Origin of the sequence: Pseudomonas chlororaphis subsp. chlororaphis, from assembly GCF_003945765.1 — a bacterium.
Lineage (GTDB): Bacteria > Pseudomonadota > Gammaproteobacteria > Pseudomonadales > Pseudomonadaceae > Aquipseudomonas > Aquipseudomonas chlororaphis.
In genome coordinates this window covers 678,536-703,404 of sequence record NZ_CP027712.1, presented here as the reverse complement: position 1 = coordinate 703,404, position 24,869 = coordinate 678,536, and the positions used below count along the sequence as shown (strand labels likewise).

Sequence of the window (24,869 nt, the reverse complement as noted above, 5' to 3'; positions counted from 1 at the left end):
CAGGGTGCGTCTCCTGCGGAGCCGATCGCAGCCTGCGGCAGCGGCTACGGATGCATCGCGCCATGCCCTCTTTCAACGGCTCAACAACGGATTTTGAACGATGGACCTGACCCCACGCGAAAAAGACAAACTGCTGATCTTCACCGCCGGCCTGGTGGCCGAACGGCGCCTGGCCCGTGGCGTGAAGCTCAATTACCCGGAAGCCATGGCCTACATCTCCGCGGCGCTGCTCGAAGGCGCCCGCGACGGCCAGACCGTGGCCGAGCTGATGCACTACGGCACCACCCTGCTGACCCGCGAACAAGTGATGGAAGGCATCCCGGAGATGATTCCGGAAATCCAGGTGGAAGCGACTTTCCCCGACGGCACCAAGCTGGTCACCGTCCACCAACCGATCGCCTGAGGCCGCCCATGACGTATTCCATCCGCGATGCGGTGCATGCCGACCTGCCGGCGATCCGCGATATCTATAACGACGCCGTACTCAACACCACGGCGATCTGGAACGAACAGGCCGTGGACCTGGGCAATCGCCAGGCTTGGTTCAGCGCCCGCCAGGCCCAGGGTTATCCGATCCTGGTGGCGGTCGACGCCGACGAAAGCGTGCTCGGTTATGCCTCGTTCGGCGACTGGCGGCCCTTCGACGGCTTCCGCCATACCGTCGAGCACTCGGTCTATGTGCGCAACGACCAGCGCGGCAACGGCCTCGGCCCGCGCCTGATGCACGCGCTGATCGAACGCGCCGGGGCCTGCGACAAACACGTGATGGTCGCGGCCATCGAAAGCGGCAATGCCGCCTCGATCCGCCTGCACGAACGCCTGGGCTTCGTCGCCACCGGCCAGATGCCGCAAGTGGGCACCAAGTTCGGGCGCTGGCTGGACCTGACGTTCATGCAGCTGACCCTCGATCCGGGGGCGCCACCGCCCACCATCCACAAGGAGTGATACCCGATGAACGCCGCCCAACTGCGTCGAGTCCATGCGGAGAGCTTTGCCCACTATCGCCAGGGGTTGATTGATCTGTTGTTCGACGCCGTGGGCCACGGCGCCTCGGTCGGTTTCATGGCTGACCTCGACGAGGAACAGGCCCGCGCCTACGTCAACAGCGTCCAGGCCAGTGTGACCGACGGCAGCCTGCTGCTGTGGGTGGTGGTGCAGGACGAGCGGGTCCTGGCCAGCGTGCAACTGGCGCTGTGCCAGAAGCCCAACGGCCTCAATCGCGCCGAGGTACAGAAGCTGCAGGTGCGCCACGACGCCCGCCGCCGTGGCATGGGCCAGCAGTTGATGCACGCCGTGGAGCAGGCGGCGCGCCAGCACAAGCGCGGCCTGCTGTACCTGGACACCCAGGCCGGTTCGGACGCCGAAGCCTTCTACAGCGCCCTGGGCTACACCCGCGTCGGCGAACTGCCGAACTACTGCCAAAGCCCGGACGGCACCTACAGCCCGACCGCCATTTACTTCAAGACTCTGGGGCAACCCGTATGATTCCAGGCCAATACCAGATCCAGCCCGGCGACATCGAACTCAACGCCGGCCGCCGCACCCTCAGCCTGAGCGTCGCCAACAGCGGCGACCGGCCGATCCAGGTGGGCTCGCACTATCACTTTTTCGAAACCAACGACGCCCTGACCTTCGACCGCGCCGCCAGCCGTGGCATGCGCCTGAACATCCCGGCCGGCACCGCCGTGCGCTTCGAGCCGGGGCAGACCCGCGAGGTGGAACTGGTGGACCTGGCCGGGCATCGCCGGGTGTTCGGGTTTGCCGGGCGGGTCATGGGCGACCTGGACTAATGCAATCCCGGTAGCCGCTGCCGCAGGCTGCGATGGCTGCGCAGCGGCCCCAGCATTTCAAAGCGAACGAAGGTCCTTCGGCCCTTAGCGCAGCCTTCGGCAGCGGCTACAGGTGCCCGACTCAATTCTTAGGAAGGTGCAATGAAGATTTCCCGCCAAGCCTACGCCGACATGTTCGGCCCCACCGTCGGTGACAAGGTGCGCCTGGCCGACACCGAGCTGTGGATCGAAGTCGAGAAGGACTTCACCACCTACGGCGAAGAAGTGAAGTTCGGCGGCGGCAAGGTGATCCGTGACGGCATGGGCCAGGGCCAACTGCTGGCGGCCGAGGTGGTCGACACCCTGATCACCAACGCGCTGATCATCGATCACTGGGGCATCGTCAAGGCCGACGTCGGCCTCAAGGACGGGCGCATCGCCGCCATCGGCAAGGCCGGCAACCCGGACATCCAGCCCGACGTGACCATCGCTGTCGGCGCCAGCACAGAAGTGATCGCCGGCGAGGGCATGATCCTCACCGCCGGCGGCATCGACACCCATATCCACTTCATCTGCCCGCAGCAGATCGAAGAGGCGCTGATGAGCGGCGTCACCACCATGATCGGCGGCGGCACCGGGCCGGCTACCGGCACCAACGCCACCACCTGCACCTCGGGGCCATGGCACATGGCGCGCATGCTCCAGGCGGCGGACGCGTTCCCGATGAACATCGGCTTCACCGGCAAGGGCAACGCCAGCCTGCCGGAACCCTTGATCGAGCAGGTCAAGGCCGGGGCCATCGGCCTCAAGCTCCATGAGGACTGGGGCACCACCCCGGCCAGCATCGACAACTGCCTGAGCGTCGCCGACCAGTACGACGTGCAGGTGGCAATCCACACCGACACCCTCAACGAATCGGGCTTCGTCGAAACCACCCTCGGCGCGTTCAAGGGCCGCACCATCCACACCTATCACACCGAAGGCGCCGGCGGCGGCCATGCCCCGGACATCATCAAGGCCTGCGGTTTGCCCAACGTGCTGCCGAGCTCGACCAACCCGACCCGGCCGTTCACCCGCAACACCATCGACGAACACCTGGACATGTTGATGGTCTGCCACCACCTCGACCCGAGCATCGCCGAGGACGTGGCCTTCGCCGAAAGCCGCATCCGCCGCGAGACCATCGCCGCCGAAGACATCCTCCACGACCTGGGCGCCTTCTCGATGATCAGCTCCGACAGCCAGGCCATGGGCCGGGTCGGCGAGGTCATCACCCGCACCTGGCAGACCGCCGACAAGATGCACCGCCAGCGCGGCCCGCTGCCGGGCGACGGTGCCGGCAACAGCAACTTCCGGGTCAAGCGCTACATCGCCAAATACACGATCAACCCGGCGATCACCCACGGCATCAGCCACGAAGTGGGCTCCATCGAAATCGGCAAATGGGCCGACCTGGTGCTCTGGCGCCCGGCGTTCTTCGGGGTCAAGCCGACATTGATCCTCAAGGGCGGGGCCATCGCCGCCAGCCTGATGGGCGATGCCAACGCCTCGATCCCGACCCCGCAACCCGTGCATTACCGGCCGATGTTCGCAAGCTACGGCGGCAGCCGGCACGCCACCAGCCTGACCTTTATCAGCCAGGCCGCGCTGGCGGCCGGGGTGCCGCAACAATTGGGGCTGAAAAAGCAGATCGCGGTGGTCAAGGGCTGCCGCGACGTGCAAAAGAGCGACCTGATCCACAACGACTACCTGCCGGATATCGAGGTCGACCCGCAGACCTATCAGGTCAAGGCCGACGGCGTGCTGCTCTGGTGCGAACCGGCGGACGTGTTGCCGATGGCGCAGCGCTACTTCCTGTTCTAGAAAGCTGGCTGTTCTAGAAACCTGGATCCAACGGGCGCCCATCCGGGCCGCCCAACGGTCAGCAAAGCCGGACGTCTTACCGTGTTGAACGGCTCAATCGCGACTAGAATTCGACACGCCGTCCTCACTCTTGCTGCCTGACAAGGTTCCCGGCCATGCGTCTACCCGATTTCATCGTGCAACAGGTTGATCGCATCGTTGATGAGTGGGAGCGGTTCGCCCGATCCATTGCCCCCGATACCGACTCCCTGACCCGCCTGCAATTGCGCGACCACGCCAAGTCCATCCTGCTGGCCGCCGCTCGCGACATGCGCACTGCCCAGACCGCCAGCGAACAGGCCGCCAAGGCGCGGGGCGAAGGCCCGGAAAAGACCCCGAGCCTCGACGAAGCCGCCGCCAGCCATGGCGAATTGCGCCACAACGTGGGCTTCGACCTGGTGCAGATGACCTCGGAATTCCGCCACCTGCGCGCCTGCGTGATCCGCCTCTGGGTCGCCAGCCTGGAGTCACCGGAACTGGCCTATTTCCAGGACATGATCCGTTTCAACGAGGCCATAGACGAAGCATTGGCCGAGTCCACCGCAGCCTATGCCGAACAGGTCAACCGTTCGCGGGATATCTTCCTGGCGATTCTCGGCCACGACCTGCGTACCCCCTTGCAGGCGGTGAGCATGTCCACCGAGATGCTGGCGCGCAAAGTCGCGCTGGACGCCGATGCGCTGGCCTACGTGTCGCGGATCAAGAGCAGCTCCCGGCACATGGCGACGATGGTCGGCGACCTGCTGGAGTTTGTCCGCAGCCGCCTGGGCAGCAGCCTGCCCATCGAGCCGGCGCCCATGGACATGGCCAGTGCCGCCAAGGCGGCCATGGACGAAGCCTGCGCCGGCTGGCCGGACTGCACGCCGGCGCTGAACTTCCATGGCGACAGCCATGGCATCTGGGATCGCGGGCGCATCGAGCAGATGCTGCAGAACCTGATCGGCAACGCCCTGCAGCATGGCAGCAATAACCACACCGTGACCGTCACCCTCACCGGCGCCGCCGAGCAGGTGCTGCTGACCATCCACAACTACGGCCCGCCGATCCCCAAGGAAGCCTTGAGTACCCTCTTCGATCCGCTGGTACGCAGCGCCAACGAAGAACTCGGCAGCTCCTCCACCAGCCTCGGCCTGGGCCTGTTCATCGTCAAGGAAGTGGTCACCGCCCACCAGGGCAGCATCGAGGTCAGCTCCAGCGAGGCCGATGGCACCACCTTCACCGTGACCCTGCCGCGGGTGTCCCACGCCGAATAGTCGTAGAGAGCAAACTGCCGACATCCCTGTAGCCGCTGCCGAGCCCGCAAGGCTGCGCTCGACCGCGAAGCGGTCGTGAACCAGGCACTGCTTTCCTTCAGGTAAACCGCTAATACAGGTTTTGCGAGGACTCCGTCCTCGAACGCAGCCTCGCGAGCTCGGCAGCGCCTACAGACGCTCGTCACTCGCTGAGCAGACGCCCCAGGCGCTGCTTGAGCATCTGGTTTTCCGTGCGCAATTCGCGGACTTCATCGAGCAGTTCCAGCGCCAGGGCGACGCCTTCCCACTCCAGCTCCAGATCACGCCGCAACTTGGCGGCGCGCTTGGCGACCGCCAGTTCGTAATCGGTGAAACGCCAATCCCGTGGCGCCGAGCCATGGGGATCGAGGATCCCGTGCTCGACGATTTCCATCACATAGGCAGCCGGTAGATCGGCCACCTCGCAGAACTCTTCCATATCCAGCTGAACGATCAGGGTGCTCATGGTTAGCGACTCCTTGTTTCAGATCAGAATGGGTTGCAGATCAGAAATGCTCCCGCGGATTGAAGGCGGCCTTTTTCGCCAGCTCCTGCCACAGCGCCTTGACGTCGTCGCCGGAGGCCTTGGGCATCACGGCCTTGAGCTGCACGAACAGATAACCGCGATGCCCGGCCTTGTTCAGCAGGCCATGGCCCTTGGCGCGCATGCGTTGGCCGTTCTGGCTGCCGGCCGGCACCTTGAGGTTGATCTTGCCGGTCAGGGTCGGCACCGCGACCTCGGTCCCCAGCGCCAGCTCCCAAGGGGCCAGCGGCAAGGTGATGATCAGGTTCTCGCCCTCGATATCGAACTTCGGATGGGGCGCGAAACGAATGGTCAGGTACAGGTCGCCATTGGCCCCGCCGCCGACACCCGGCGCGCCCTGGCCCTTGAGGCGGATGCGCTCGCCGTCGGTGACGCCGGCCGGGATCTTCACGTTCAGGCTCTTGCTGGTGTTGCTGACGTGCTGGCCGGCAGCGTTGTACTGCGGCACCTTGAAGCTGACCTTCTTCGACTCGGCCGACAGGGTCTCTTCCAGGAAGATCGGTAATTCCATTTCCACGTCTTGCCCCCTGCGCCCGGCGCTGCGCGATTGTCCACCGCCGAAACCCGGCCCGCGGTTGCCGAAGATCGAACTGAAGAAGTCCGAAAAATCCCCGCCATCGCCGAAACCGCCGGCATCCGCGCGACCCTTCCAGCCCGGTGGGCCCTGGAACGGCTGGCCGTGCTGGCCGTAACGCCGCAGATCGTCGTATTCGGCGCGCTTGTCCGCGCTTTTCAGCGCTTCATAGGCTTCCGACGCATCCTTGAACTTGGCTTCGGCGTCTTTTTCCTTGCTGACATCCGGGTGGTATTTGCGCGCCAGCTTGCGGTAGGCGGCCTTGATCGCCTTGTCGTCCGCCGTCGGCTCCACCCCGAGAATCTTGTAATAGTCTTTGAAGTCCATCTAAGGATCACCATCCGTTATCAATGTGGCGCGGCGGGACGTACAGCATGCACTCTTGAACAGCGTCAAGGCTGATCGATCTCAATACTGTGACTCACGCGGCGCAGCAGAAGTTTATCGGCAGCTGGCGGCGGTTCTTGCGACCGCCCGATGGCTGCCCGGCCCATGCCTGCAAGTTTGGGGTGAAGAATAGTCTTTCAAGGCTTGCGGGTTTCGATTTAGCGGATAGTCGGCCTTCGATTCTGCGAACGACTGGCATACACTGCGCGGCCGTTTTTTCCAACCGGAACTCGAAAGACATGAAAAACGCATCTGCGGCCCGTGCCTGCGGTATCGACTTCGGCACGTCCAACTCCACGGTCGGCTGGCTGCGCCCCGGCATGGAAACGCTGATTGCGCTGGAGGACGACAAGATCACCCTGCCGTCGGTGGTCTTCTTCAACATCGAAGAACGCCGTCCGGTGTATGGCCGCCTGGCGCTGCACGAATACCTGGAAGGCTACGAAGGCCGGCTGATGCGCTCGCTGAAGAGCCTGCTGGGTTCCAAGCTGATCAAGCACGACACCAGCGTGCTGGGCACGGCGATGCCGTTCAAGGACCTGCTGGGCCTGTTCATCGGCCAGCTCAAGAGCCGCGCCGAAGCCGCCGCCGGTCGGGAGTTCGAGGAAGTGGTGCTGGGTCGTCCGGTGTTTTTCGTCGATGACGACGCCGCCGCCGACCAGGAGGCCCAGGACACCCTGGTGGAAGTGGCGCGCAAGCTGGGCTTCAAGGAAGTCTCCTTCCAGTACGAGCCGATCGCCGCGGCCTTCGACTACGAGTCGACCATCGAGCGCGAAGAGCTGGTGCTGATCGTCGACATCGGCGGTGGTACTTCCGACTTCTCCCTGGTGCGCCTGTCGCCCGAGCGCCGTGGCCTGGACAACCGCCACGAGGACATCCTCGCCACCGGCGGCGTGCACATCGGCGGCACCGACTTCGACAAACAGTTGAGCTTGCAGGGCCTGATGCCGCTGTTCGGCTACGGCAGCCGGATGAAGAGCGGCGCCTACATGCCCACCAGCACCCACATGAACCTGGCGACCTGGCACACCATCAACTCGGTGTACTCGCAGAAGTCCCAGCTGGCCCTGGGCAGCATGCGCTACGACATCGAAGACACCGGCGGCATCGACCGCCTGTTCAAGCTGATCGAACAGCGCGCCGGGCACTGGCTGGCCATGGAGGTGGAAGAGACCAAGATCCAGCTGACCCACGCCGACAACCGCGTGGTGCCCCTGGACCGTATCGAGGCCGGCCTGAGCGTGGACCTGAGCCGGGCGCTGTTCGAGTCGTCGATCGACAGCCTGCTGGAGCGCATCCGCGGCAGCGTCACGCAACTGCTGGGCGATGCCAATGTCGGCGTCGGCCAGGTCGATACGGTGTTCTTCACCGGCGGTTCCAGCGGCATCCCGGCCCTGCGCCAGAGCGTCGCGGACATGCTGCCCAACGCCCGCCACGTCGAAGGCAATATCTTCGGCAGTATCGGCAGCGGCCTGGCGATCGAAGCGAAGAAACGTTACGGCTAAAAAAGCCTCGCCTGTAGCCGCTGCCGCAGGCTGCGATAAGGTCCGCAGGACCTTCAGCGATGTTGAGATCGCTACGGCCTTCGGCCGATCGCAGCCTTCGGCAGCGGCTACAGGGATAGCGTCAGGTCAAACCAACCCCGCCTGCTTCAATTCACTCTTCAGGTACGCGTAGTAGATCGGCCCGGCCACCACCCCCGGCAGGCCGAACGCCGCCTCGAACACCAGCATCGCCAACAGCAATTCCCAGGACTTGGCACTGATCTGCCCACCGACGATCCGCGCGTTGAGGAAGTATTCCAGCTTGTGGATAAAGATCAGGTAGCCCAGCGCCGCCGCGGCCACCCAGATCGACAGCGACATGCCGACGATGGTGATCAGGGTGTTGGAGATCAGGTTGCCGATCACCGGCAACAGCCCCAGCAGGAAGGTCAGCACGATCAGGGTCTTGGTCAGCGGCAGCTTGACCCCGAACATCGGCAGGATCAGCGCGAGGAAGATCCCGGTGAAGAAGGTGTTGAGCAGGGAAATCTTGATCTGCGCGAACACGATGTTGCGAAAGGCCTGGACCAGCAGGTGCAGGCGGTCGAACAGCGCGGCCGCCAGTGGCTTGCGCTTGGTCAGGTCGGGCACGCGCTGCAAGGCGATGATCGCCCCCAGCACCATGCCGATCAGCAAGGTCACGAACATGTGCGCCGCGTCCTTGCCCACCAGTTGCAGCTCGCTCAGGTGCTTGCTGGCCCAGGCGCCGATGGCCACCTGGAACTCCGCCGCGCTGGCCGGCAGGTAGGAGTCGAGGAACGGCGGCAACTGGCCGCGCGCCTTGTCCACCACCGTCATGAATTTGTCCAGGGAAGCCCCCGGGTTCTCCGCTTCGTGCAGCAGGAAGCTGATGGCGCCGGCGAACAGCAGCGTCAGCACGCTGACCACCAGGGTGCCGAGCAGGGCCACCGCCAACCAGCGCGCCCGCCGACCTTCGATCAGCCGTTGCAGTTGCGGGGTGAGCATGTTGACCAGTTCGAACACCAGCAGGCCCGCCAGCAGGCTCGGTAATAGCCGCAACGGGATTACCAGCAACAGGCCGCCGAAGATGATCACCCAACTGAACAACAACAGATGACGCTGAGAAAACGTTGGCATACAGCCTCAAACAAACAGCGTGAAAGGATTGGCAGTCTGCCAGCGTTGCACTGGCGATGCGAGGCCGACAGGCGCGGGTTTGCTGGCGATCAACGATACAGGGTGTGTCAGGCAAACCGCCGCGACCGGATCGTGAACAAGCTCGCGCCTGCGAGGGAGAAGGTTATTGCTTCTTCAGGCACGTGCTCATGAAGGTCTTGCGCTCATCGCCCTTGAGGGCTTTGGCAGTGGCGTCGGCATTGCAGGTCTTCATCCGTTCCTGCGGGGTTGCCGCGGCAGCCGGGGTGGCTTTCAGGCAGGTGCTCATAAAGGCTTTGCGTTCATCGCCCTTGAGGGCTTTGGCGGTGGCGTCGGCGTTGCAAGTGGTCATCTTGTTCTGCTGGGCGGTGGCGGCAAAGCCTTGGGAACAGAGCAGCAGACCGACCATCAACAAAGGGATACGCAGCATCTTCATGGAGTTTTCTCCTTGTTACCGCACCGACGGGCGCGGCCTCCAGCGCAGTGTAGACAAACCCTGTTACAGGTTCACCTGTTCTGTAGGCTGGTGCGCCGGTACTGCTCGGGGGTGCAACCGGCCTGGCGCTGGAACATCGCGATAAATGCCGAGGCGCTGCTGTAGCCCATGTCGAACGCCACCTCCTGGACACTGCGCGCGCTGTCCAGCGCCTCGATGGACGCCAGGAAGCGCAGGCGCTGGCGCCACTCGCCGAAACTCATGCCCAGCTCGCGCACGAATTGCCGGGCCAGGGTGCGTTCGCTGACGTGGATCTGCCGCGCCCAATCGGCCAGCGCGCGGTTATCCCCCGGGGCGGCCTGCAACGCTTCCAGCACACCGAACAAGGCCGGGCTGCTGGCATACGGCAGGTAACCGTCATGCACCGGCGCCTGTTGCAACTGGTCGAGCATCACCTGGGCCAGGCGGCCGTCCGCTTCCTGCTCGGGAATCTGCACGTCGCGCGCGGCGAAGTCCTTGAGGATCGCCTTGAGAATATCGCTGATGGCCAGGGTACAGGCCTGCTGCGGCAGCGCCTGGCACAACTGCGGGGCCAGGCACACGGCGCGGTACACGATCGGCTGCGGGCTGTAGAAACTATGCTCGGTGCCCGGCGGAATCCAGATGGCGTACTGTGGCGGCGACATAAAGCGCTGGCCGGCGATTTCCATGTGCATCACGCCATGGGCCGAATACTCCAGGCAACCCCAGGGGTGGCGATGTTCCAGCGCATGGCTGTGGGCGTCGAAATCGGCATAGCGGAAGTACACCGGCGCCGGCAGACCGCTGAAGGGCAGCAGGTCGATGTGTTTTTTGCTCATGCTGTCCGGATTCAGGGGCGGGTTGTCTGGATCGAAGTATAGGCCTGGATCCAGACAGAGGGATAATCACCCTTCATCAACGTTCTGGTTTTCCTCATGCAATACGCTTATCCGTTACTGGCCGTCTTTATCTGGGCCGGCAATACCGTCATCAACAAACTGGCGGTCGGGGCGATCTTCCCCGCGGAGATCGGTTTCTATCGCTGGCTGCTGGCCGGCCTGTTGTTCACGCCCTTCATGCTCAAGGCAGTGGTCGCCCATTGGGCGGTGATCCGCCCGAACCTGGGCAAGATCTTCATCCTCGGCGTGCTGGGCATGGCGGTGTATCAGAGCCTGGCCTACTTCGCCGCGACCCTGACCTCGGCCACCAACATGGGCATCATCCTCTCGCTGATGCCGCTGATGTCGCTGGCCATGGCCATCGCCAGCCTCGGCCAGCGCCTGACGGCCGGCGCCCTGGCCGGTGCCGTGTTGTCGTTTGCCGGGGTGCTGGTGGTGGTGTCGTCCGGCAGCCTCGACGTGCTGCTGGAACAGGGGGTGAACCTGGGCGACGCGATGATGCTGATCGCCACCCTGGCCTACGCGATCTACAGCACCCTGCTGAAAAAATGGCAGCTGCGCCTGCCGCCGCTGGTGCTGCTGTACCTGCAGGTGCTGGTGGCCGTGGTGGTGCTGTTTCCGCTGTTTTTGGCCTCGCCGAAAACCGGCCTGACCCTGCACAACATTCCCCTGGTGCTCTATGCCTGCCTGCTGGCCTCGATGCTCGCGCCGCTGGCGTGGATGCAGGCGGTGGTACGCCTGGGACCGAGCCGCACCACGCTGTTCTTCAACCTGCTGCCGCTGATCACCGCGCTGATTGCCGCCGTGGTGCTGCATGAACAGCTGGCGCTGTATCACCTGGTGGGTGGGGTGCTGACCCTGGGCGGGGTGATTCTGTCGGAACGCTGGACCACCGCGCTGGGGCGCAAGGCCAGCGTCGCCTGACAGATCGTCATCTCAAGACCGCCACATCCCTCTCTGGCTACACCCCCGCTGCCTTCAACCGCTGCGCATGCTCGACGAACAGCCGGATCGGCTCGGCGCCCTTGCCCACCAGCCCCAGCGACTGGTTGACGATATCGAAGTGGTCCAGGGGGTAATCGTCGCCAATCACCGTGCCCAGGTGCGAGCTGTAGCGGCCGACCATGCCATCGCACTGCCCGGCCTCGCGGACAAAGGTCCTGGCGAACAGCCGGCAGGTGCGGTTGGTGCCGTCGAACAGGTTGCGCCCGCGATTGGTCTTGCCCGGCTGCAAGGTGCCGGACCAGGAGTAGTAGCGCACCCCGTTGACTTCTTCCGGCCCCTGCCCGCCCCAGGTGTCCGGCAGGCCCTGGGGATACTGGCGGTTGAACAGCGCCACGCCCTCGCTGGTCAGCGAGCGGTGCGAGGCATGGATATCCGCCGGCAGCTTCGGCCCGCGATAGCCGGTGTCGAGCCAGCTCATCAGCACGGCAATCACCCGCAGGATAAAACTCAGCACACGCCCGCGCAGGGTGTCGATGGAATGGTGGCGCTCGATGTAGTCGGCCAGTTCGGAGCCATGATTGGGCCCGGCCACCGAGGTCACCGAGGCCACCCAGTCCGGCCGTTTGGCCGCGGCATAGCGGGCGGTGAGCGAGCCCTGGCTGTGACCGATCAGGTTGACCTTGTCCGCGCCGGTTTCGCGGCGGATCTCCTCGATCCGTGCCAGCAGTTGCTCGCCGCGCACCTCAGTGGAGTGCAGCGGCGAGACCTGCACGGCAATCACCGTGGCCCCGCCGCGGCGCAACGCCGACTCGATGCCGAACCAGTAGGAGTACAGCACCAGCCGGATAAACCCCAGCATGCCGGGGACCAGGACCAGCGGGTAACGCGTGGCAAGCTCTTGGGACATGGGAACATCCTTGTGATCGGACTTGTATCAGGGACCGCGGCGCCCAAGGCTGGATGCAGGACAGCAGCCAAGAGCATCGACAGCCAAGATGACAGCTTCACGACCACTGTATGACATTCCCCGGGATCCATCCCCTTCTACTTCAGCCCCACCACCCCGGCCACGATCAGCCCCACCGACAGCAGCTTGACCAGCGTCAGGCTCTCCCCCAGCAAGGCGAAACCGAGGAACACCGTGCCCAGGGAGCCGATGGCGGTCCAGATCGGGTAGGCGATGCTCACCGGCAGTTCACGCATCGCCAGGGTCAGGAAGTAGATGCCGCCCAGCGCGGCCACCACCGTCAGCAGCGACGGCCACAACCGGGTGAACCCCTCGGCGTACTTCATGCCCATGGCGAAGGTGACCTCGAAGGCGGCGGCGATCAGCAAGAACAGCCAGGCCATGTCGCCTCCTCAGAAGGTTCGCGCCAGTGCCAGCAGGCGCTGCTCGGCTTCGGCGCAGGACACCTGGAACGTGCGCTCGGCCGATTCCTCGCCTTCGGCCGCGACCACCGTGACGTCGTCGATACCGATAAAGCCCAGCGCGGTGCGCAACCATGGATCGGCATGGTTCATGGCCTCCAGTTCGCCGCCCGGGCCGAAGCCGAAGCCGCCGCGGCTGGTGACGATCAGCGCTTTCTTGCCCCGCACCAGCGGCTCGTACTGGGCGACACCGTTGTCCTGGACGGTATTGAAGGTCAGGCCCAGGCGCACGATCTGGTCGACCCAGGCCTTGAGGCCGCTGGGCACGCTGAAGTTGTACATCGGCGCCGAGATCACCAGCAGTTCATGTTCCAGCAACTCCGTCACCAACTCGTCACTCAGGGCCAGGTCGGCCTGCATCGACAAGGGCCGCGCCTGGGGTTCGGGATAAAACGCCGCGGCGACGAAGGCTTCGCTGACGTGGGGCAGCGAAGCGCGACCGACTTCCCGGCGGGTCAACCGGCCCTGGGGATGGGCCTTGAGCCAGGCCTGGAGAAAGCGCTCCGTCAGCCGCCGTGAATGGGAACGTTCACCACGGGGGCTGCCATGTACTGCTAGAATTCTGCTCATCTGTCATTCCTCATCCTGGATCATTCTGGAAGACCGTAAAAGCCTTCCTGGGCGAGGAATAAAGCTATTGATGCAGGCCCTATGGAACAAATGAGCAATAGTTGATCAGGATGAATCCATTTCATCCATAAGGTGACCCAGTATGTTTGCCAACCTGCCGCTGACCGCCCTGCGCGCCTTCGAATCGGCGTCCCGGCTCCTGAGTTTCAAGGCCGCCGCCGAGGAACTGTCGGTTACGCCCACGGCGATTTCCCACCAGATCCGCTCCCTGGAAAGCTGGCTGGGCGTGCCGCTGTTCCAGCGCCTGCCGCGCCAGGTGCGCCTGACCGAATGCGGCGAACGGCTGTTCCACAGCCTGCACGGCGCCTTGCTGGAAGTGGCGCAGAGCGTCGACAGCCTGCGCCCGCAACGCAGCGGCGCAAACCTGATGATCTCCACCACGCCGGCCTTCGCCGCGCTGTGGCTGGTGCCGCGCCTGGGGCGTTTTTATGCCCGGCACCCGAACATCAACCTGCGCCTGGACACCAATTGCGAGGTCATCGACCTGCAACAGGATGCGAGTGTCGACCTGGTGATCCGCTACAGCCTGGACGACTACCCGAATCTCTATGGGCTGTGCCTGTTCGACGAGTGCTTCGCGGTCTACGGCTCGCCGGAGCAGGTAACCCTGGCTCGCCAACAGACGCCGACGCTGATCAGCGTGCGCTGGCACAACTCCAAGCTCTACGCCCACGGCTGGGAGGCCTGGTGCGACAAGGCACAGGAAAGCTGGATGCAGGGCCGCCCGGTGATTCGCGAATACGACGAGGAACACTACGCCCTGCAGGCGGCCATTGCCGGCCAGGGCCTGGTGCTGGCCAGCAATATCCTGGTGTCGGAAAGCGTGGCCAGCGGCCTGTTGCTGCCGTATCGCCCGGAGATCCATGTCGACGGCGCGGGCTACAGCGCCTTGTGCGTACCCGGGCGCGAACGGCATCCGCCGGTGCGGGCGTTTTTCCAATGGTTGCGCGAAGAGGCCCAGGCAGCCGGGCATCCGATGCTCGCCGCCGGCTAATGCCCTTGAACGGGTAGGCGCGAGGCTTGCCCGCGAAAGACGCGCCGCGGTTATGCAGATACACCGCGTCGGATTCTTCGCGAGCAAGCTTCGCTCCTACAGACGCGAAAGGCGCGTGAACTTAACGCGTCGGCTTGACCGCCACCGGCGCCTTGCCCGAACGCATCTGCTCGAGTAGCGGCGCGCACTGGTTCGGCTCGCCGCCGCTCGGTGCCACCAGCGCCAGCAACCCGGCCGCCGGCCCGGCGATCACCCCCAGCGCCACCATGCCGGCGCCGCGCAACATCAGCGGCACGGCCTTGACCCCGGCCTCCGGCTTGATGAACTTGCCTTGCACATAGAGCGGCGAGCGCAGGGAGAACAGGCGCAGGCCCTTGGATTCCGGAGTGATGGTCAAGTCCAGTTGCTCGCTGGCCATGTTCGCGGTGCCGTCGATGTAGACGATCGCGTTCTCGGTGTCGAACACGAACAGGCGGCTGGTGGCCAGGCCGGTCTTGATGCCGAAGTCGGCGGCGGCGCAATTGATCTTCACTTCCTTGTCGCCAAACATCTTGCCGATCACATAGTTGCCGACGTTGAGCCCGGCGATCTCCATCAGGCTGCGGCTGATGGCGCCGTCGTTGATCAGCATCTTCAGCTCGCCATTGGCACTGCCGAGCAAGGCCGCCACCGAATTGCCGCGCCCGGCGATATCGGCATCGCCATTGAGTTCGCCGAAGCTGGTTTTCATCGGCTCGAAGGTCGGGAACAGCTGCTTGAGCTTGAAGTTGCGCGCGGTCAGCTTGGCCCGGCCTTCCAGCGGCGTGGCCTGGCCGTTGAGGCGAATCTGCGCATCCAGCTTGCCGCCGGCCACGCCGAAACGCAGCGGCTCCAGGCTCAGGCGCCCGTCGTCGAGCACCAGGTGGGTGTACAGGTCGGTGAAGGGCAAGTCGGCGCTATGGACGATGCGCTTGCCGGTGAACTCGACATCGGCGTCCATGTCGCGCCAGCGCTCGGTGCGGAACTCTTCCACCGGCAACACCTTGTCCGCCGGCTGCTTGCTGTCGCCGCCCCGGGCCTTCTGCTCGGCGTTGGAGTCGGCGCCGATCAGCGGCGCCAGGTCGCTGAACAGCAACTGATTGGACACCAGCGCGCCGGTCAGTTTGGGCCGAGGCTGGCTGGCGACGTAAGTCAGGTTGCCGTGGATGTCGCTGTCGCCGATCTTGCCGTTGAAATCCTGGTACTGGAACTTCGCCCCGGCCGGGTCGCGCAACTGCGCGCTCAGGTGGCCATCGGTGGCATAGGCCGGCGAGTCCGGCAGGGTCACGCCAGTCAGCGGGTACAGGTTGCCCAGGCTGGTGCCGGCGAGCTTCATGCGCAGATCCAGGGCGCCGAGGTTGAGCGGGTCGGTCAGGGTGCCGGCCAGTTCGACGCGGGTATCGCCGATCGTTGCCTGGACCTGCAGCGGGAACGGCTTGCTCGCGTCCTGCAGCGCCAGCAAGCCGCCGATCTTGCCGGAACCGGCCAGGGCCTGGCCGTGATATTGCCCCTTGGCCTTGAAGGCAAAGGCATAGGACTGGGGAGCTGCGCCTTTCTCTTCGGCTTTCTTCGCCGCCTTGTCGCCGACGATGTCACTGAACGGAATCGGCTTGCCCAACGGGTCGACCAGCAGGTCGAGGCGGGTTTTCAGGCTTTGGTCGTTGAGGGTGACATGGCCTTTGTCGAAGCCGATGGCGCCGATGTCCATCACCCAGTTGGAGGGCTCGGCATTCGGGTCTTTCGGGTCGAACTGGAAAGTCCAGTTGGCGCGGCCGTCGGCCAGGCGCTCGAGGGCGGCGTTCGGCTCGGTGAGGTCGATACGCGGAATGCGCACGCGCTGCGCCAGCAATGCCAGGGGCGAAATACGCAACTCGACGCGCTTGAGGCTGACCATCTGCGGCGCCTTGGACCAGTCGGGGTTGCCCAGGGTCAGGTCCTCGGCCACCACGTGCGGCCACGGCACCCAGGCCCGCCAGCCGCCTTCGTCGGGCTCGCGCTGCCAGATCACCGCCAGGTTGCCGTTGATGGCGAAGGGGCGATGCAGTTCTTCGGAGACTTTGGCATTGAGTGGCGGCTTGATCCGGTTCCAATCGAAGAACGCGATGATCAGTACCAGCACGACCAGCAGCAGGAAAAGGCTACCGACTGTCCAGGCGAGAATTTTACGAGTGCGCGTCATGCACAGGGCTCCTGACTACTGAAGGACGCCGGGATAACGACGCCCCTGTGAACTGCCGGGGTTGAAATCCACCGGTCATGAAAACTAGGACTGACAAACGGCCCGCAGGTTTAACCCAAAGCCGCGAATCAGACACAAAAGCACGGATTTTCCTGACCGAAGCGCCAGCTTGGCGTTACCGCCGCCGCACTTTTGCGAGGCGCAGATGGGTCGAAAATACCCACCCCGGTGCAAAACCCTTCTTCGGAAACGCCCGTTCTAGAGCCCTCGGGCAGAACAATCAATTCTGTTGATTATTACCATTGTCTTTATGAACTTTTATATCGATTTTGCGCGCGTAACATTGGCTCCGTACCCACTTTATCGCCCTCCCAAGGAGCAACCCATCATGAAACGCCAATTACTGCTTAGCCTGACCCTCTCGATCCTGGCAGCCAACGCTTTCGCCCTGCCAGCCGCTGAACAGGCTACCCCACAAGTCAAGGCCAGCACCTCGGTATTCACCCAGACCCTGGCTTCCGATGGCAGCGACCGCACCCCACAAGGTCAGACCCTGGCGTCCGACGGTAGCGACCGTACCCCACAAGGTCAGACCCTGGCCTCTGACGGCAGCGACCGCACTCCACAAGGCCAAACCCTGGCTTCCGATGGCGGCGACCGTACCCCACAAGGCCAGACCCTGGCTGAAGACGGCTTCGATCGCACTCCCCTGGGCCAGGCTGTAGCCGAAGGCGGCCGTGATCGCCTGGAAGAGAAAGGTCTGGTTTAAGACGGCAACGACCGTTTGGCCTAACGCAACCCAGCTGTGAGTCAAGCCTATGATGCCTCTACAGAAAAGCCCGGTCCCTGGATCGGGCTTTGTTTTTTCCTGAGCCGCGCCGTTTTTTTTCTGCGTCCACCGCTCCGATCCAGGTCCCGCCTTCAGCCTACCGCCCCCACCAGGTTCGACGCCGGCAAAGTTGATTTGCTAGAGTGCGCCGTTCTCTTGATCAGAAAACCAGCCCGCCGATGCTGCCCCGCGCCGAACAGAAACAACAGACTCGCAACGCTTTGATGGACGCTGCCCGCCACCTGATGGAATGCGGCCGCGGATTCGGCAGCCTGAGCCTGCGCGAAGTGGCGAAAACCGCCGGCATAGTGCCGACCGGTTTCTACCGGCATTTCGACGATATGGACCAACTCGGCCTGGTACTGGTCAGCGAAGTCGGCCAGACCTTCCGCGAAACCATCCGCCTGGTGCGCCATAACGAATTTGTCATGGGCGGCATCATCGATGCCTCGGTGCGGATCTTCCTCGATGTAGTGGCAGCCAACCGCTCGCAGTTCCTGTTCCTCGCCCGCGAGCAGTACGGCGGTTCGCTGCCGGTGCGCCAGGCGATCGCCAGCCTGCGGGAAAACATCAGCGCCGACCTGGCGGCCGACCTGACCCTGATGCCCAAGCTGCAACACCTGAACATCGCCGACCTGACGGTGATGGCCGACCTGATCGTCAAAAGCGTGTTCGCCACCTTGCCGGATATCATCGATCCGCCTGCGCAAGCCCTGCCCGAGCACCTCACGCCCCAGGCGAAAATCACCCAGCAGCTGCGTTTCATCTTTATCGGCCTCAAGCATTGGCAAGGGCTGGGCAGCACCGAATAACCCCCGCCGCTGCGCTCAACCGCACACCCTCCTCCACCGCCTCATCTGCCCGCCATGGCTCGCGCCAGAGCGGCGCTTCGCCGCGCATCAAAAAACAGCACAACGCACCAAGTCAGTGCTATAAATCAGCGCACACCCTGAATTTGTAACAAAATAAAACAGAAGCCTGCCCCATTTTCAGGCGCTTTCCACCCGTTTCCGATCAGACCGGGCGATTGGCAAGGCACTTGCTCTACACCCTGCATCGCTCATAGCTGGAAGCCTTCCAATGCTGGTGATTCATCGCAGAATCGCGCCGCAACCCGACTGGTCCGCCGAGTTGCACCTGACCTTCGAAGCCCGCAGCAAAAGCCGCTTGCGCTGTTTTAGTGCCGACGGCGAAGACGCCGGGCTGTTTCTGGAGCGTGGCCAGCCCCCGCTGCACGACGGCGAATGCCTGCAAGCCGAAGATGGCCGGATCGTGCGGGTCTGTGCGCGCCCGGAAACCCTGTTGCATGTCACCTGCCGCAATGCCTTCGAACTGACCCGCGCCGCCTACCACCTGGGCAACCGCCACGTCGCCCTGCAAGTCGGCGATGGCTGGCTGCGCCTGCTCGACGACTATGTGCTCAAGGCCATGCTCGAACAGCTCGGCGCCAATACCGAAACCATCGAGGCGCCGTTCCAGCCGGAACACGGCGCCTACGGCGGCGGCCATCATCATTCCCGCCACGGCGACGAGGACTTCAACTACGCGCCGCGGCTGCACCAGTTTGGCATGCGCCCATGAACCCGGCCTGGGCCCTGCTGCGCCTGGCCAGCCCACAACTGCCGATTGGCGGCTACAGCTATTCCCAGGGCCTGGAAATGGCCGTGGAACAGGCCGCGGTCAACGACCCGCACAGCGCCCGACGCTGGATCGGCGACCAGTTGCTGCTCAACCTGGCGCGCTTCGAAGCACCGCTGTTGCTGGCCCATTGTCAGGCGGCCGCGGACGAGGACTGGGCGCAATTGCTGCAGCTGTGCCAGGAACATCGCGCCAGCCGCGAAACCCGCGAGCTGCACCAGGAAAGCCGGCAAATGGGCTATTCCCTGCAACAGCTGCTGAACGGCCTGCCGGAGCTGGATCCGCCGGCCCGCAACTTTCTCGCGCAGATCGCCGAGCCGCACCTGGCCCTGGGCTGGGCCCTGGCCGCGCGGGCCTGGCGGATCAGCCCGCAGGACGCCCTGGCCGCCTGGCTGTGGAGCTGGCTGGAAAACCAGCTGGCGGTGCTGATGAAAACCCTGCCCCTGGGCCAGCAGGCTGCTCAGCGCCTGACCAGCGAACTGTTGCCGTTGCTGCAAGAGGCCCAGCGCAATGCCTCGAACCTCGACCCCGAACATTACGGCAGCGCCGCCTTCGGCCTGTCCCTGGCGTGCATGGCCCATGAGCGCCAGTACAGCCGCCTGTTCCGTTCCTAGGGTCTGTACGAAAAGTCGGCGAGCGAAGGTCAGGCAAGGCAAAAACAGGCGAGGAAGCGGAGTTTAGGGGCCTAAATGAGCATTCCGAGCCTGTTTTTAACGCAGCATGGCCGAGCGCAGCCACTTTTCGTACAGAGCCTAGGTCCTTTTAGTTTGGCGCCTTTTACTTGGGTGCCTTTTATTGTGGAGAGTCACATGAACGCACAACCTCTGCGCGTCGGCATCGGCGGCCCGGTGGGCTCCGGCAAGACCGCCCTGACCCTGGCCCTGTGCCTGGCCCTGCGCGAACGCTACAACCTGGCGGTGGTGACCAACGATATCTACACCCGCGAAGACGCCGACTTCCTGGTGCGCAACCAGGCCCTGGCGCCCGAGCGCATCATCGGCGTGGAAACCGGCGGCTGCCCGCACACGGCGATTCGCGAAGACGCCTCGATCAACCTCGAAGCGGTGGATCAGCTGAACCGGCGTTTTCCCGGCCTCGACCTGATTCTGGTGGAGTCCGGCGGCGACAACCTGTCGGCGACCTTCAGCCCCGAGCTGTCCGACCTGACCATCTACGTGATCGACGTGTCGGCGGGCGACAAGCTGCCGCGCAAGGGCGGCCCGGGCATCTGCAAGTCCGACCTGCTGGTGATCAACAAGATCGACCTGGCGCCCCTGGTCGGCGCTTCGCTGGAGATGATGGACGGCGATACCCAGCGCATGCGCGGTGGCAAGCCGTTCGTCTTCAGCAATCAGAAGACCGGCCAGGGCCTGGAGGAAATCATCGCCTTTATCGAACGCCAGGGACTGCTGATCGCGGCCTGATCGCTCTTTTCAAAAAGCTCAACAAGGAAGCCTGTCCATGACACTCAAACGCATTCTCGGCACCCTCGCCCTGCTGCTGACTCCAGCTTTGGCCTTCGCCCACCCGGGCCACGGCGACAACGGCCTGATGGCCGGTATCAGCCACCCGATCGGTGGCCTGGACCACTTGCTGGCGATGGTTGCGGTCGGCCTGTGGGCCGCGCAGCAGCAAGGCGCGGCGCGCTGGGCACTGCCCTGCACCTTCGTCGGCACCATGCTGATCGGCGGTGTGCTGGGTTTTGCAGGGCTGAACCTGCCGGCCCTGGAAAGCGGGATCGCCGCCTCGGTCCTGGCCCTCGGCCTGGCCGTGGCCCTGGCGGTGCGTCCGCCGTTGAGCCTGGCGGTGGCCGCCACCGCGCTGTTCGCCCTGTTCCACGGCGTGGCCCACGGCCTGGAACTGCCGGACATGTCCAGCCCCTGGACCTATGCCGCAGGCTTTGTCGCCGCCACCGCGGCACTGCACGCGGCCGGTTATGCCGTGGTCCGGCTCCTGCCACAGGCCGCTGCGCCGCTGGTGCGCCTGGCGGGCGCGGCGTCCGCTGCGACTGGCGTGTGGTTGCTGGCCGGCTGATGCGCGTCGTTTGAGGCTTTTTTTCGCGAGCAAGCTCGCTCCTACAGGAACAACGCCGCCACTGTAGGAACGAGCTTGCTCGCGATTAAGGGCTCCGGCCCAACCACGATCCCCAGGGCCTTCTCTGCTACCATGTCGCGCATTCCACCCTGCCGTGACGACGCCAGCCAATGCCCGATGTTTCCAGCCCCACTTCCCCGTCTGAATCGACCGCCCTGTTTACGGCCGTGCAACAGCATTTCCACAGCGTGATCGTGCCGCTCTGGCAGGGGCCGGGCTGGAATCCGGAACTGGCGCTGCCCTTCGAGGCGCTGGACGCCGAGCATGCCCCGCTGCCACCTCAGCGTTATCGGGCCATGGCCTGCGCCCGGCAGCTGTACCTGTTTTCCAGCCTGATCGGCGATGGCCGTACGCCGCTTGCCGAAGAGCGCGCCGCGGCGCTGTTCCGTTCCCTGCAACGGCACTTCCACGACGCCGAACACGGTGGCTGGTTCTACAGCATCGATGCCCAGGGCGCGCCGCTGGACAGGCGCAAGGACCTCTACACCCACGCCTTCATCGTCTTTGCCTGCGCCCATTACTGGGCCAAGGTCCGCGAGCCGCTGGTGGAATCGGTGCTCAATGCCGCGCTGAAAGTGGTGGCCGAACGTTTTGCCAGCGGCGATGGCTTGTACGAAGCGGTCCTCGCCGAGGACTGGTCGTCCCTGGCCTCCGGTCCCTTGCAGAACCCGCTGATGCACCTGGCCGAGGCCTTCCTCGCCACCCTGGCCGTGCGTGACGACGCCGCCGTGCAAAGCGCGCTGCAAGCCCTGTGCACAGCCATGCAGCAGCGCTTCATCGAGCCACGGCATGGGCTGATGATGGAGAAACCGCTGGGGGCTGTGGATAACTGGTTCGAGCCGGGGCACCAGTTCGAATGGTTCTTCCTGCTGCAATCCTCGGCCTTGCTGCGTGGCTGCCCGCTGCACGCCTCGCTGGAGCGGGCCTTCGCCTATGCCGAGCAGGTTGGTGTGGATAACTCCAGCGGCGCGGTGAGCGGGATGCTGAGCATCGATGGCGATGTGCTCGACCCCACCCAACGCATCTGGGCCCAGGCTGAATACCTGCGCGCCCTGACCTTGCGCCAGGACAGCGCCGAACGCCTGCAACACCAATTGCTGGCGCTGCAACAACACTTCCTGCATGCCAAGGGCTGGAACGAATGCCTGGACGCCCATGGCGTACTCAGCCGCCGGGACATGCCGTCGACCACGCCTTATCACCTGGCGACCTGTTATCTCGGCCTGACTGAATACTTCGGCTGATCTTTACATCGCTATCGCGAGCAAGCTTCGCTCCTACAGAAAAACGGGCATGCCTGTGTAGGAGCGAAGCTTGCTCGCGATTGCGCGCCTGCGCTCAGCAAGGCCTCAGGCAATCCACTTGCGATCGCCGGTAAAGCTGATGGTCAGCCAGCGCGCCGCATCCGCCTTGCCGAGCTGTGTGGATATCTCCTCGCGCAGCTTGTCCAGCGTCGCCACGCCCTGCAATGGATAGTCCTGCGGCAGCACGATGTGAATCTCGATGAACCGCGCCCGTCCGTGCTTCTGCACATACGAGACGTAGTCGGCAAAGCCGTGCTCGACTTTCGCCTCGTCCATCACTTGGCGAACCTTGTCATCCAGTTGGTCCGGGACAATTCCCAGTACATCGCGTAACGCTGGCTTGAGAATATTGAAGGCCGGCGCGAGCATGCTCAGGGCCAGCAGGATCAGGATTGACGGGTCGACGTAAGCGGCCCACTGGCCATAACCCTGGGTCTTGAGCAGCAACGCGATGAGAAAGCTCACCAGCAAGCCGACCGAGAGCATCGCGTCCACCAGCCAGCTGACGTTGTCGAACTGGATCAACGAGGATTTCAACGTGCGATTGCGATAACGGACGTAGAAGAAATAGGCGAAGCAGACGACGCTAAGCACCATCGCAAAAGGGATCACCAGGCCCAGTTCGATCTCGCGGCCACCGTTGATGATGCCGAACATACCGCTGAGAAAGGCGTAGATCGCAATCAGCAACAAAAAGCTGCCTTCGATCAGCAGCACCATCGGTTCCAGGTGCCAGAAGCCGAACTGAAAGCGCTGGTTACTTTCCTTGGCGATCAGCTTGGCGGTGATCAGCATCAGGACCTTGATGACGGTCGCGATCAGCGAAAAAAAACCATCGAACAGAATCGATTGGGAACCGGAAAAAAAACCCGTGACGATAGCGGCGATCGCCACGGCGAACATCAGGATGGTCGATTGTTTGAGCAGTACCTGCTCACCTCGGTTACTCACATTTCCTCCTCGAGAACCTTTGAATTCGCGGCCTTGATGCAAGGCTGCGGTGGGTTGCGGAGCGGGAGTCTACCTTGTGCGGGCTGATTCAGGCCTGAACGGCTGTGTTGCCAAACGCATCGGCACGCGGAGTGTAGCCGCTGCCGCGGGCTGCGATCGACCGGGAACCGGTCGCAGGACTCAAGATCGCTGAAGGTCCTGCGGCCAACGTGGCCCGGACCATCGCAGCCTACGGCAGCGGCTACAGGCGGAGCATTCAGCCCTTGGCATTGCGCTCAATGGCGAAGCCGGCCCAGGTCTGGCTCACCGGCATCAGTTCCAGGCTGTTGATATTGACGTGGGCCGGGGTGTTGAGCACCCAGAAGATGGTGTCGGCGATGTCCTGCGGCTGGATCGGCTCGGCACCGGCGTAGGTGGCGTCGTAGCGCTCCTGGTCGCCTTTGAAGCGCACCAGGGAGAACTCGCTTTCGCACAGGCCCGGCTCGATGTTGGTCACCCGCACACCGGTGCCTTGCAGGTCGCAACGCAGGTTCAGGGAGAACTGTTTGACGAACGCCTTGCTCGCGCCATACACGTGGCTGCCCGGATACGGGTAGTTACCGGCGATGGAGCCGAGGTTGACGATGCCGGCGCCGCGGCCATGGGCGATCAGCCGTGGCAGCAGCAGGCGGGTGCTGTACATCAGCCCCTTGATGTTGGTGTCGACCATAGTGTCCCAGTCGTCCAGGTCGCACTTGGGCGCCGGATCGACCCCCAGGGCCAGGCCGGCGTTGTTGATCAGCCCGCGCAGCTTGGCGAAGGACGGCGGCAGGTTGGCGATCGCTTCTTCCATGGCCTTGCGGTCCCGCACATCGAGCACCAGGCCATGTACCTCGGTCTGCTTCGACAGCTCGGCGCACAGGGCGTTGAGACGCTCTTCGCGGCGACCGGTCAGCACCAGCGACCAGCCGGCCTCGGCAAAACGACGGGCACAGGCTTCGCCAAAACCGGAGGTCGCGCCGGTAATAAACAGGGTGGAAGTCATGGTGTTCTCCTTGCTGGGCGTCGAACCGCCGTGGAAATGAAAAATCGTTTCGCAGCATGCCCGGCCTGAATCGCAGCGGCAACCGGAGGTTGTGCGAGCCAGGCTATCAGCCTCCCCTGTAGCCGCTGCCGAAGGCTGCGATCGGTCTGGGCGGCATTCCGTTCGAAGAGGGCGTGCTCTTCAAGATCGTTGAAAGGCCCTCCGGGCCTTATCGCAGCCTTCGGCAGCGGCTACAGAGACGCAACTGTACAAAAAACAACCAACCACCGCCAAGCCAGGCAAATCGTGGCCCGCAGCCACATGCACGCACCTTATCCACAGGACGCTCCACAGTCTTTGGGGGCAAGTGCAAAAGTCCGCAAGCCGCTATCC

The 24,869-nt window shown here is 64.0% G+C and carries 27 protein-coding genes; 16 read left to right on the top strand and 11 right to left on the bottom strand.

Going from position 1 to position 24,869, the window contains the following annotated elements:
• Positions 1-100 precede the first annotated feature (100 nt).
• The 6 genes from ureA (at position 101) to C4K27_RS03085 (ending at position 4,924) form a co-directional block, all read left to right on the top strand.
• A complete protein-coding gene (gene ureA / locus C4K27_RS03110) occupies positions 101-403 on the top strand; it encodes an urease subunit gamma (protein ID WP_007927275.1) in 303 nt (100 codons plus the stop codon).
• An 8-nt stretch (positions 404-411) separates the two neighbouring features.
• A complete protein-coding gene (locus C4K27_RS03105) occupies positions 412-945 on the top strand; it encodes a GNAT family N-acetyltransferase (protein ID WP_053259459.1) in 534 nt (177 codons plus the stop codon).
• 6 nt (positions 946-951) lie between these two features.
• Complete coding sequence (locus tag C4K27_RS03100; protein WP_053259458.1) at positions 952-1,485, top strand: GNAT family N-acetyltransferase; 534 nt, start codon at positions 952-954, stop codon at positions 1,483-1,485.
• A complete protein-coding gene (locus C4K27_RS03095; RefSeq protein WP_009041950.1) occupies positions 1,482-1,790 on the top strand; it encodes an urease subunit beta in 309 nt (102 codons plus the stop codon). The genes C4K27_RS03100 and C4K27_RS03095 overlap by 4 nt, the downstream gene beginning before the upstream one ends.
• Positions 1,791-1,931: 141 nt before the next feature.
• The gene (gene ureC, locus C4K27_RS03090) at positions 1,932-3,632 is read left to right on the top strand and encodes an urease subunit alpha (protein ID WP_053259457.1); all 1,701 of its coding nucleotides are present in this window, start codon (positions 1,932-1,934) and stop codon (positions 3,630-3,632) included.
• 155 nt (positions 3,633-3,787) lie between these two features.
• Positions 3,788-4,924 (top strand): sensor histidine kinase, encoded by a 1,137-nt coding sequence (locus C4K27_RS03085; protein WP_007930998.1) that lies wholly within the window; start codon positions 3,788-3,790, stop codon positions 4,922-4,924.
• Between the two features lie 181 nt (positions 4,925-5,105).
• Here the strand turns inward: C4K27_RS03085 and C4K27_RS03080 are convergent, their stop codons facing one another.
• Positions 5,106-5,408 (bottom strand): chaperone modulator CbpM, encoded by a 303-nt coding sequence (locus C4K27_RS03080; RefSeq protein ID WP_007923674.1) that lies wholly within the window; start codon positions 5,406-5,408, stop codon positions 5,106-5,108.
• A 40-nt stretch (positions 5,409-5,448) separates the two neighbouring features.
• A complete protein-coding gene (locus C4K27_RS03075) occupies positions 5,449-6,387 on the bottom strand; it encodes a DnaJ C-terminal domain-containing protein (protein ID WP_053259456.1) in 939 nt (312 codons plus the stop codon).
• 299 nt (positions 6,388-6,686) lie between these two features.
• Here C4K27_RS03075 and C4K27_RS03070 point away from each other — a divergent pair, with 299 nt between their 5' ends.
• On the top strand, positions 6,687-7,952 hold the full coding sequence (locus C4K27_RS03070) for an Hsp70 family protein (RefSeq protein ID WP_009041945.1): 1,266 nt from the start codon (positions 6,687-6,689) through the stop codon (positions 7,950-7,952).
• A gap of 126 nt (positions 7,953-8,078) precedes the next feature.
• Here C4K27_RS03070 and C4K27_RS03065 read toward each other — a convergent pair whose 3' ends face one another.
• From C4K27_RS03065 to C4K27_RS03055, 3 genes are all read right to left on the bottom strand, one after another.
• Positions 8,079-9,089: an AI-2E family transporter gene (locus C4K27_RS03065; RefSeq protein WP_009041944.1), complete on the bottom strand. Its 1,011-nt coding sequence runs from the start codon at positions 9,087-9,089 to the stop codon at positions 8,079-8,081.
• Between the two features lie 163 nt (positions 9,090-9,252).
• Positions 9,253-9,543: a PsiF family protein gene (locus C4K27_RS03060; protein WP_007932771.1), complete on the bottom strand. Its 291-nt coding sequence runs from the start codon at positions 9,541-9,543 to the stop codon at positions 9,253-9,255.
• Between the two features lie 71 nt (positions 9,544-9,614).
• Complete coding sequence (locus tag C4K27_RS03055) at positions 9,615-10,403, bottom strand: AraC family transcriptional regulator (RefSeq protein ID WP_053259455.1); 789 nt, start codon at positions 10,401-10,403, stop codon at positions 9,615-9,617.
• A 96-nt stretch (positions 10,404-10,499) separates the two neighbouring features.
• On the opposite strand from C4K27_RS03055, the gene C4K27_RS03050 reads away from it, so the two are divergent.
• Positions 10,500-11,387: a DMT family transporter gene (locus C4K27_RS03050; protein ID WP_009041942.1), complete on the top strand. Its 888-nt coding sequence runs from the start codon at positions 10,500-10,502 to the stop codon at positions 11,385-11,387.
• A gap of 37 nt (positions 11,388-11,424) precedes the next feature.
• Here C4K27_RS03050 and C4K27_RS03045 read toward each other — a convergent pair whose 3' ends face one another.
• The 3 genes from C4K27_RS03045 to C4K27_RS03035 all read right to left on the bottom strand — a co-directional run bounded on the left by C4K27_RS03045 (position 11,425) and on the right by C4K27_RS03035 (position 13,406).
• The gene (locus C4K27_RS03045; protein WP_053259454.1) at positions 11,425-12,315 is read right to left on the bottom strand and encodes an esterase/lipase family protein; all 891 of its coding nucleotides are present in this window, start codon (positions 12,313-12,315) and stop codon (positions 11,425-11,427) included.
• Between the two features lie 137 nt (positions 12,316-12,452).
• Positions 12,453-12,758: a DMT family transporter gene (locus C4K27_RS03040; RefSeq protein ID WP_007932767.1), complete on the bottom strand. Its 306-nt coding sequence runs from the start codon at positions 12,756-12,758 to the stop codon at positions 12,453-12,455.
• Between the two features lie 9 nt (positions 12,759-12,767).
• On the bottom strand, positions 12,768-13,406 hold the full coding sequence (locus C4K27_RS03035; RefSeq protein ID WP_053259453.1) for an FMN-dependent NADH-azoreductase: 639 nt from the start codon (positions 13,404-13,406) through the stop codon (positions 12,768-12,770).
• Between the two features lie 142 nt (positions 13,407-13,548).
• Between C4K27_RS03035 and C4K27_RS03030 the strand changes: the two genes are divergently transcribed.
• On the top strand, positions 13,549-14,460 hold the full coding sequence (locus C4K27_RS03030) for a LysR substrate-binding domain-containing protein (protein WP_053259452.1): 912 nt from the start codon (positions 13,549-13,551) through the stop codon (positions 14,458-14,460).
• Between the two features lie 121 nt (positions 14,461-14,581).
• Here the strand turns inward: C4K27_RS03030 and C4K27_RS03025 are convergent, their stop codons facing one another.
• Entirely contained in the window at positions 14,582-16,657 is a 2,076-nt protein-coding gene (locus C4K27_RS03025) for an AsmA family protein (RefSeq protein WP_053259451.1), read from the bottom strand.
• Positions 16,658-17,045: 388 nt separating this feature from the next.
• Here C4K27_RS03025 and C4K27_RS03020 point away from each other — a divergent pair, with 388 nt between their 5' ends.
• From C4K27_RS03020 to C4K27_RS02990, 7 genes are all read left to right on the top strand, one after another.
• Positions 17,046-17,426: a hypothetical protein gene (locus C4K27_RS03020; protein ID WP_053259450.1), complete on the top strand. Its 381-nt coding sequence runs from the start codon at positions 17,046-17,048 to the stop codon at positions 17,424-17,426.
• A 239-nt stretch (positions 17,427-17,665) separates the two neighbouring features.
• The gene (locus tag C4K27_RS03015; RefSeq protein ID WP_009041936.1) at positions 17,666-18,298 is read left to right on the top strand and encodes a TetR family transcriptional regulator; all 633 of its coding nucleotides are present in this window, start codon (positions 17,666-17,668) and stop codon (positions 18,296-18,298) included.
• A gap of 268 nt (positions 18,299-18,566) precedes the next feature.
• Positions 18,567-19,067: an urease accessory protein UreE gene (gene ureE / locus C4K27_RS03010; protein ID WP_053259449.1), complete on the top strand. Its 501-nt coding sequence runs from the start codon at positions 18,567-18,569 to the stop codon at positions 19,065-19,067.
• Positions 19,064-19,738 carry an urease accessory protein UreF gene (locus C4K27_RS03005; RefSeq protein ID WP_053259448.1) on the top strand — a complete coding sequence of 225 codons (675 nt, stop codon included), beginning with the start codon at positions 19,064-19,066 and terminating at the stop codon, positions 19,736-19,738. Before ureE ends, C4K27_RS03005 begins: the two co-directional genes overlap by 4 nt.
• 195 nt (positions 19,739-19,933) lie before the next feature.
• A complete protein-coding gene (ureG, locus tag C4K27_RS03000; protein ID WP_007925234.1) occupies positions 19,934-20,548 on the top strand; it encodes an urease accessory protein UreG in 615 nt (204 codons plus the stop codon).
• A 37-nt stretch (positions 20,549-20,585) separates the two neighbouring features.
• The gene (locus C4K27_RS02995) at positions 20,586-21,158 is read left to right on the top strand and encodes a HupE/UreJ family protein (RefSeq protein ID WP_053259447.1); all 573 of its coding nucleotides are present in this window, start codon (positions 20,586-20,588) and stop codon (positions 21,156-21,158) included.
• Positions 21,159-21,328: 170 nt separating this feature from the next.
• Positions 21,329-22,462 (top strand): AGE family epimerase/isomerase, encoded by a 1,134-nt coding sequence (locus C4K27_RS02990; RefSeq protein ID WP_053259446.1) that lies wholly within the window; start codon positions 21,329-21,331, stop codon positions 22,460-22,462.
• A 105-nt stretch (positions 22,463-22,567) separates the two neighbouring features.
• Here C4K27_RS02990 and C4K27_RS02985 read toward each other — a convergent pair whose 3' ends face one another.
• Both C4K27_RS02985 and C4K27_RS02980 read right to left on the bottom strand, forming a co-directional pair.
• Positions 22,568-23,473, bottom strand: a complete 906-nt coding sequence (locus C4K27_RS02985; RefSeq protein WP_053259445.1) for a cation diffusion facilitator family transporter — start codon at positions 23,471-23,473, stop codon at positions 22,568-22,570.
• 256 nt (positions 23,474-23,729) lie between these two features.
• Positions 23,730-24,497: an SDR family oxidoreductase gene (locus tag C4K27_RS02980; RefSeq protein WP_016704113.1), complete on the bottom strand. Its 768-nt coding sequence runs from the start codon at positions 24,495-24,497 to the stop codon at positions 23,730-23,732.
• Between the last annotated feature and the right edge of the window lie 372 nt (positions 24,498-24,869).